The sequence below is a fragment of the Humibacter sp. genome (assembly GCF_051954055.1).
Taxonomy (GTDB): domain Bacteria; phylum Actinomycetota; class Actinomycetes; order Actinomycetales; family Microbacteriaceae; genus Humibacter.
The window spans coordinates 1-7,319 of the sequence record NZ_JBQCIE010000103.1 but is presented as its reverse complement, the minus strand read 5'-3'; the positions used below and the strand labels follow the sequence as shown (position 1 = coordinate 7,319).

Genomic DNA, 7,319 nt, shown 5'->3' with positions numbered 1-7,319 from the left:
GGGCTGCCGATGAAGCCGGCGACGAACACGTTGTTCGGCTCTGCGTACAGCTCGCGCGGCGTGCCGACCTGCTGCAGGACGCCGTCCTTCAGCACGGCGATGCGGTCGCCCATGGTGAGGGCCTCGGTCTGGTCGTGCGTGACGTAGACCGTGGTGACGCCCAGGCGGCGCGTCAGAGAGGCGATCTGGGTGCGGGTCTGAACACGCAGCTTGGCGTCGAGGTTCGACAGCGGCTCGTCCATGAGGAACACCTGCGGGCTGCGGACGATGGCGCGGCCCATCGCGACGCGCTGACGCTGACCACCCGAGAGGGCCTTCGGCTTGCGGTTGAGGTAGGGCTCGAGGTCGAGCAGCTTCGCGGCCTCCAGCACGCGCTGTGCGCGCTCTTCCTTCTTCACGCCGGCGATCTTGAGCGCGAAGCCCATGTTCTCCGCGACGGTCATGTGCGGGTACAGAGCGTAGTTCTGGAAGACCATGGCGATGTCGCGGTCCTTCGGCGGAACATCCGTGACGTTGCGGTCGCCGATGAAGATGTTGCCCTCGTTGACCTCTTCGAGTCCGGCCAGCATGCGCAGCGACGTGGACTTGCCGCAACCGGAGGGGCCGACGAGCACGAGGAACTCGCCGTCGGCGATGTCGAGGTTCAGCTTGTCGACGGCAGGACGCGTGGAACCCGGATAGATTCGCGTCGCCTCGTCGAAAGTGACTGTTGCCATGGTTGTGTCTCCTTCACCGGCAGGTACGTGCCGGACGATCCGTTGTGATGGATGTTGTATGGCCATCGGTCGTCGATGACCAGAACCGATGCTACGTCACGACTCGCGCGCGCGACGAATCGAGCTGCTCGGCGCAAGGGCGAAGCGCAGCGTTCATCCTGCAGCTGCGCGAAGTTTCTCCAGCGCCCGTCTGGGCTTTTCCCAGAGTGCCGCTCTAGGGTTGGTGCCGTTCGCATGCCGCCTCGATGCATGCCCCTCGAACCCCGCACAGCTGTCAAGCACCCGAAGTGAGATCGAATGTCCAACGGCGATCTTGAACGCCGCCCGTCCAATGGAGAACGCCGCGCGGCCACGCGCGACAAGGCTCGTCAGCTGCGTGAGGCACACCGAAAGCAGGAGCGTCGGCGCCGGGCCGTCGTCAGGACCAGCATCATCGCCGTGGTCGTGGCGGCCGCGGCGATCGTGGCCATCGTGATCGTCTCGTCGATCCACCCGCCGGCGCATGGACCGGCGAACATGGCCAGCGACGGCATCCTCATCGGCAAGGGCATGAAGGCCGAGCGCACGCCGTCGACGGCGCCCGACGCCAAGCCGGTCGTGAACAAGCCGAATGCCTCTGGCGGCGCCGTCAGCATCGTCACGTACATCGACTACCTCTGCCCGTATTGCGGCGAGTTCGAGCGCACGAACGTCGATCAGATCGGCAAGCTCGTCGACAGCGGCGCCGCCACCATCGAGATCCACCCCATCCCGCTGCTGGCCAGCCACTCGGCGGGCACGAAGTACTCGCTGCGTGCCGACAACGCCGCCGCGTGCGTCGCGAACTACGACCCGAATTCGTTCTGGGCGTTCAACAAGGCGCTGTTCGAGAACCAGCCGAAGGAGAACACGGCGGGGCTCACCGATCAGCAGATCAAAGACCTGGTGAAGCGGGCCGGCGTGAAGACGTACGACGCGGTGTCGAAGTGCATCGACGACGGCAGGTATGACTCGTGGGCGCAGAACGCGCTCGACCGCACGCTCACCGGCCCGATCCCGAACTCGTCGGTCAAGCAGCTCAAGGGCACGCCGCTCGTGCTGGTCAACGGCAAGCAGTACCAGGGTTCACTGACCGACCCCGACGAGTTCCGGGCGTTCATCGTGAAGGCGCAGGCCGACACGTACTCCACGCCGACCCCGACTCCGACACCAACGCCGACCGCCACCTCGGCAGGCTGAGCACCGGCTGCCGCACCCGTTAGGATGTTGCGGTGCGGTGCGGCAGCATCGGCCGACTTAGCTCAGTTGGTAGAGCACTTCTCTTGTAAAGAAGGGGTCGCGAGTTCGAGCCTCGCAGTCGGCTCCATCAGTCCAGAACGCTGACGAATCCTTCCGGATCGATCAGCTTCGGCGCTCCTTCTCCCTTGCCGTGCTTGCGCTCCGGCTTGCCGCCGACGTAGAGCCAGCCGAGCAGGCGTTCGTGCTTGTCGAGGCCGTGCATCCTGGCCACCGCCTTGGATCTCGTGTAGTGACCGGTGCGCCACATTACGCCCCAGCCCGCCTCGTCGAGCAGCAGGCTGAGCATGTGGGCGACACCGGATGCCACGGCATCCTGCTCCCAGCCCCGGACCTTCTCGCTCTTGCGCCTCGACGACACGATAGCGATGAGCAGCGGTGCGCGAAGCGGCTTCGTGGACGGCTCGTCCTTGTTCTCCGCCTCGGCGATCGCCGCACCGAGGCGCCGGCGTGCGTCGCCACGCAGTTCGATGAGGCGCCACGGCTTCAGAGAGCTGTGGTCGGCGACGCGACCGGCCGCAGCGACCAGCGTGAGGAGTTCGTCGTGCGAAGGGGCGGCATCCGTCACCTTCGATTGCGATCGCCGTGCAGCGACCGCCTCGCGTGCGCTCACCCGCTACGCGTCGGCGTTCTGGTCGCCCTGCTCCGCCTGCGGAGCGAAGGCGAGCGAAAGCGAGTTCATGCAGTAGCGGTCGCCCGTCGGGGTGCCGAAACCGTCGGGGAAGACGTGGCCGAGGTGAGAGCCGCAGTTGGCGCAGCGCACCTCGGTGCGCACCATGCCGAGAGACGTGTCCTCCAGCAGTTCGACGGCCTCCGGGCGCACGGACTCGTAGAAGCTCGGCCAGCCGCATCCGGAGTCGAACTTCGTTCCGCTCTTGAAGAGCTCGGCGCCGCAGGCCGCACACGTGTAGATGCCGGCGCGGCTCTCGTCGAGCAACTCGCCGGTCCACGGACGCTCGGTGGCTGCTTCGCGCAGCACCGCATACTGCTCACCGGAAAGCTCCTTGCGCCACTCGTCGTTCGACTTGGAGACCGTGTAGGTCATTGCTCGTTCCTTTCTCGCGTGCGCCGGCGCGGAGGACCCGGCCGCTCCCGCACACCAAGGGTAACGAGCGTGCCTCACCGACTGTTCCGGCCGCCTTGTGCGATAGAGCGGCACGCCGCCGCCGTGCAGTGAACGAGCGACCATACAATGGCGCTGGCCGGCAGGAGGTGGTGGGAGTGGGTGAAGCGGAGCACGTGCCTCACGCACCGGACGACGACACCGAGCCGGCCGAGCGATCCGCACTCAGCGAGCGTGATCTCGCGGTGCTCGAGTTCGAGCGGCGGTGGTGGAAGCATGCAGGCGCCAAGGAGCAGGCGATCCGCGATCAGTTCGGCCTTTCCGCTGCCCGTTACTATCAGGTGCTCGGCCGGGTGATCGAGTCGCCGGCGGCCGAAGTGCACGATCCGATGCTGGTGCGTCGTCTGCAGCGTGTGCGGGATGCCCGCCTCGCAGCCCGCGTGAACCGGCTGCGGCCTCGCTGAGCACGCCCTGACGAATCGCACAGTGCGATCCCGTACAGTCCTGAAAAGCCTTCACCGCCCGACCCGAGGATGACCACCTAGACCATGGCCGCCAAGTTCCCGACCGATCGCTTCGACCAGGTCCCCCACGACCTCGAGCGCATCGGTGCGCACCGGGCCCCACGGCCGCGCGGCTACGGCTGGATCTGGGTCGCCTGGTGCGCCGGAGCGGTGGTCGTGATCGTCGGTCTCGGGGCACTCGGCATCTTCGCCATCAACGGGACACTGAACGTGAAGCTGCCGTTCTCCGGCGGATCGTCATCGGCCACCGCGACCCCGACGCCCACGCCCACCCCGACCATCACGCCGGCGGTCAACCCGGCGCTGACCCTCATCGTGCTGAACGGAACATCCAAGGCGGGACTCGCGGCGGATGCCACGACCACCCTGAAGGCGGCGGGCTGGCAGAACATCACCCCCGCCAACGCGAGCTCGACGAACGTGAAGAAGACCATGGTCTATTACGGCGACCCGAAGAACGTGAGCGCCGCGCTCGCGGTGTCGCAGGAGCTCGCTGGAGCGCCGATCCAGGAGACGCAGGACTTCGCGGCGACCGGTGCCGACATCACAGTCGTGCTCGGCGAGGACTACGCGCCGACGCATCAGTGATCGATCTCCCGGCCAGGGCCGAATCTGACGCTCCGCTGACCACCGCGTAACCGATTGTCTCAATCTGGACACGCCCCTCGTCCTGGGCTAGGGCTGCCGCTACTATCGGGGTTCAACGCTCGCGACCATGCGGCGTTTGCATGAAGGCAATGGGAGTAACAGATGGCGAACGGAACCGTCAAATGGTTCAACGCTGAGAAGGGCTACGGCTTCATCACCGTCGACGGTGGGGGACAGGACGTTTTCGTTCACTACTCCGCAATCGACATGAACGGCTACAAGGTCCTTGAAGAGGGTCAGCAGGTGACTTTCGAGGTCGGAACGGGATCCAAGGGTCCGCAGGCGGAATCGGTGCGTCCCGCCTGACGATCACCGAAGCATGAGGGAGGGTGCCGCGCAAGCGGCGCCCTCCTTTTCGTTGCGTGGCATTCGTTGACGCACTCGCGTCTCATACTTAGAATCTCTAGGCATGGGGCATGACCGTATCAAGGGCAATCTCGACCTGTTGCTACTGAGCGTGCTGAGCGCGGGGCCGGCGCACGGGTACAACATCATTGCGGCGTTGAAGGCGCGGAGCGAAGGTGAGTTCGACCTGGCCGAGGGCACTGTGTACCCGGCGCTGCACGGTCTCGAGGCGGCAGGACTCGTGGAGAGCGTTTGGCAGACGGTGGAGGGGCGCCGGCGCCGGGTGTACCGGTTGAGCGACGCCGGAGTCCGTGAACTCGCCGATCAGAGGGTGCAGTGGCGGAGGTTCTCCTCCGCCATCGACGGCGTGCTGGGGAGCCCGGCATGAGCGGCCGGGATCGCATCGACGCGTACCTGGATGAACTGTTCGTCCGACTGCGCGGCGACGCGGCGGAGGGCCGCAGCATGCTCGCGGAGGCGGAGGCTCATCTGCGCGACGCGGCCGCGGCATCCATCGAAGCGGGCATGCACGAGGATGCCGCCCAGCAGGCGGCCATCGCGGCGTTCGGCTCGCCCGGGCATGTCGCTCGATCGGCGGACAGGCATCCTGTCGCCTCCGCGATCACCGCGTTCGTGATGGCAGGCGGGGCACTCGCGATCGTGGGGTTCGTCGCCATCGGCCTGTCCGCGGTGATCGCCAAGGTCGTGGCCATGCTCACCTCGACCCAGTGGGTCTACGGCGCGCCCTCGGGATACCGGTTCACCGCCGCGCAGTGCGCGCATTGGCTCCTTGTGCAGCGCACGGCCATCGGTTGCGGCGCCGCGGCCGCCATGGAGAACTCGGACGACTCCTTTCAGTTCACGATCGGCGGCGTTGTGGCCGGTCTGCTCGTCGTGGGCATCGCCATCGGGCTCGCGCTCCTGCTTCGCCGCGCCGGACGGTTCACGCACCGACGGATCCCGCTCGTCGTCGTCTGGGCGGTCGGTGCCACCGCGTTCGGCGGCGCGGGAGTTGGGCTTCTCGCCGCAGGTCTCGGGGACGTGGTGGTGAGCGGTCTCTGGGGACAAGGCCTGTGGTTCATCGAGTCCGCGGTGGCGCTGGTGCTCGCGGTGTACTTCGGGGCGCGGCTGATCGCCGCGACGACCCGCTCCCTCGGCGTCGTCGCCCAGGGGTGACCACCCGCCGTCTTTTCCCGTTACGCGTGGACTCGTCTTGCACTCACGAGGGTCGAGTGCCAGAATCCTTTTAGCACTCACTTCTGTTGAGTGCTAACCACTGAATCTTTCGCGTAACGTCCGGGAGGGACGAGAAACAACATGGCAAAGATCATTGCTTTTGACGAGGAGGCTCGTCGCGGCCTCGAGCGTGGCCTCAACACGCTCGCCGACGCGGTCAAGGTGACCCTCGGCCCGCGCGGTCGCAACGTCGTGCTCGAGAAGAAGTGGGGCGCGCCGACGATCACGAACGACGGCGTCTCCATCGCGAAGGAGATCGAGCTCGAGGAGCCGTACGAGAAGATCGGCGCCGAGCTCGTCAAGGAGGTCGCGAAGAAGACCGACGACGTCGCCGGTGACGGCACCACGACCGCGACCGTGCTCGCCCAGGCGCTCGTGCGCGAGGGCCTGCGCAATGTCGCGGCCGGCGCCGACCCGATCAGCCTCAAGCGCGGCATCGAGAAGGCCGTCGCCGCGGTGACCGAGCAGCTGCTCGCCGCCGCGAAGGAGGTCGAGACGAAGGACCAGATCGCCGCCACGGCATCCATCTCCGCCGCCGACCCCGAGATCGGCGCGATCATCGCCGAGGCGATCGACAAGGTCGGCAAGGAGGGCGTCGTCACCGTCGAGGAGTCGAACACCTTCGGCACCGAGCTCGAGCTCACCGAGGGCATGCGCTTCGACAAGGGCTTCCTGTCGCAGTACTTCGTCACCGACCCCGACCGCCAGGAGGCGGTGTTCGAGGACCCGTACATCCTCATCGCGAACCAGAAGATCTCGAACATCAAGGATCTTCTGCCGATCGTCGACAAGGTGATCCAGGCCGGCAAGCAGCTGCTGATCATCGCCGAGGACGTCGACGGCGAGGCTCTGGCCACGCTGATCGTCAACAAGATCCGCGGCATCTTCAAGTCCGTCGCCGTGAAGGCTCCTGGCTTCGGCGACCGCCGCAAGGCTCAGCTGCAGGACATCGCGATCCTCACGGGTGGCCAGGTCATCAGCGAGGAGCTCGGCCTCAAGCTCGAGAACGTCACGCTCGACCTGCTGGGCCAGGCCCGCAAGGTGGTCATCACCAAGGACGAGACCACGATCGTCGAGGGTGCGGGAGACCCGGAGCAGATCGCCGGCCGCGTGCAGCAGATCCGCAACGAGATCGAGAACACCGACAGCGACTACGACCGTGAGAAGCTGCAGGAGCGCCTGGCGAAGCTCGCCGGCGGCGTGGCGGTCATCAAGGCCGGCGCTGCGACCGAGGTCGAGCTCAAGGAGCGCAAGCACCGCATCGAGGACGCCGTTCGCAACGCGAAGGCCGCCGTCGAAGAGGGCATCGTCGCCGGTGGTGGCGTGGCCCTGCTGCAGTCGGCCCCGGTGCTCGACGAGCTGTCGCTCTCGGGTGACGAGGCCACCGGCGCGAACATCGTCAAGGTCGCCATCGAGGCCCCGCTCAAGCAGATCGCCATCAACGCCGGTCTCGAGGGCGGCGTCGTCGCGGAGAAGGTCTCGAACCTCCCCGCCGGCCACGGCCTCAACGCC

At 66.7% G+C, this 7,319-nt stretch carries 10 protein-coding genes and 1 tRNA gene; 8 read left to right on the top strand and 3 right to left on the bottom strand.

Features of this window, described 5'->3' with window-relative positions; all coding sequences use genetic code 11:
* Nucleotides 1-716, bottom strand: a 716-nt coding sequence (locus ACTHNC_RS12910) for an ABC transporter ATP-binding protein (protein WP_440295012.1), incomplete at its 3' end; no start/stop codon positions are given.
* A gap of 438 nt (nucleotides 717-1,154) precedes the next feature.
* Between ACTHNC_RS12910 and ACTHNC_RS12905 the strand changes: the two genes are divergently transcribed.
* On the top strand, nucleotides 1,155-1,934 hold the full coding sequence (locus ACTHNC_RS12905) for a DsbA family protein (protein WP_440295011.1): 780 nt from the start codon (nucleotides 1,155-1,157) through the stop codon (nucleotides 1,932-1,934).
* Nucleotides 1,935-1,985: 51 nt separating this feature from the next.
* Nucleotides 1,986-2,061: transfer RNA gene (locus ACTHNC_RS12900), tRNA-Thr, on the top strand.
* Here ACTHNC_RS12900 and ACTHNC_RS12895 read toward each other — a convergent pair.
* Nucleotides 2,062-2,604 carry a nitroreductase family protein gene (locus ACTHNC_RS12895; RefSeq protein ID WP_440295010.1) on the bottom strand — a complete coding sequence of 181 codons (543 nt, stop codon included), beginning with the start codon at nucleotides 2,602-2,604 and terminating at the stop codon, nucleotides 2,062-2,064.
* 3 nt (nucleotides 2,605-2,607) lie between these two features.
* Entirely contained in the window at nucleotides 2,608-3,036 is a 429-nt protein-coding gene (gene msrB / locus ACTHNC_RS12890; RefSeq protein ID WP_440295009.1) for a peptide-methionine (R)-S-oxide reductase MsrB, read from the bottom strand.
* 176 nt (nucleotides 3,037-3,212) lie between these two features.
* Here msrB and ACTHNC_RS12885 point away from each other — a divergent pair, with 176 nt between their 5' ends.
* From ACTHNC_RS12885 to groL, 6 genes are all read left to right on the top strand, one after another.
* Nucleotides 3,213-3,518 carry a DUF3263 domain-containing protein gene (locus tag ACTHNC_RS12885; RefSeq protein WP_440295008.1) on the top strand — a complete coding sequence of 102 codons (306 nt, stop codon included), beginning with the start codon at nucleotides 3,213-3,215 and terminating at the stop codon, nucleotides 3,516-3,518.
* Between the two features lie 84 nt (nucleotides 3,519-3,602).
* Nucleotides 3,603-4,166 (top strand): LytR C-terminal domain-containing protein, encoded by a 564-nt coding sequence (locus tag ACTHNC_RS12880; RefSeq protein WP_440295007.1) that lies wholly within the window; start codon nucleotides 3,603-3,605, stop codon nucleotides 4,164-4,166.
* Between the two features lie 162 nt (nucleotides 4,167-4,328).
* A complete protein-coding gene (locus tag ACTHNC_RS12875; protein WP_022900747.1) occupies nucleotides 4,329-4,532 on the top strand; it encodes a cold-shock protein in 204 nt (67 codons plus the stop codon).
* A 103-nt stretch (nucleotides 4,533-4,635) separates the two neighbouring features.
* On the top strand, nucleotides 4,636-4,959 hold the full coding sequence (locus ACTHNC_RS12870) for a PadR family transcriptional regulator (protein ID WP_440295006.1): 324 nt from the start codon (nucleotides 4,636-4,638) through the stop codon (nucleotides 4,957-4,959).
* On the top strand, nucleotides 4,956-5,747 hold the full coding sequence (locus ACTHNC_RS12865; protein ID WP_440295005.1) for a permease prefix domain 1-containing protein: 792 nt from the start codon (nucleotides 4,956-4,958) through the stop codon (nucleotides 5,745-5,747). The genes ACTHNC_RS12870 and ACTHNC_RS12865 overlap by 4 nt, the downstream gene beginning before the upstream one ends.
* Before the next feature lie 141 nt (nucleotides 5,748-5,888).
* Nucleotides 5,889-7,319 (top strand): chaperonin GroEL (groL, locus tag ACTHNC_RS12860; RefSeq protein WP_440295004.1); only part of this gene is annotated, 1,431 nt, incomplete at its 3' end.

What these genes read in the sequence shown, in the direction of transcription:
- ACTHNC_RS12865 (WP_440295005.1), top strand. Translation starts at nt 4,956, where the DNA reads ATGAGCGGCCGGGATCGCATCGACGCGTACCTGGATGAACTGTTCGTC.
- ACTHNC_RS12870 (WP_440295006.1), top strand. Translation starts at nt 4,636, where the DNA reads ATGGGGCATGACCGTATCAAGGGCAATCTCGACCTGTTGCTACTGAGC.
- ACTHNC_RS12880 (WP_440295007.1), top strand. Translation starts at nt 3,603, where the DNA reads ATGGCCGCCAAGTTCCCGACCGATCGCTTCGACCAGGTCCCCCACGAC.
- ACTHNC_RS12875 (WP_022900747.1), top strand. Translation starts at nt 4,329, where the DNA reads ATGGCGAACGGAACCGTCAAATGGTTCAACGCTGAGAAGGGCTACGGC.
- msrB (WP_440295009.1), bottom strand. Translation starts at nt 3,036, where the DNA reads ATGACCTACACGGTCTCCAAGTCGAACGACGAGTGGCGCAAGGAGCTT.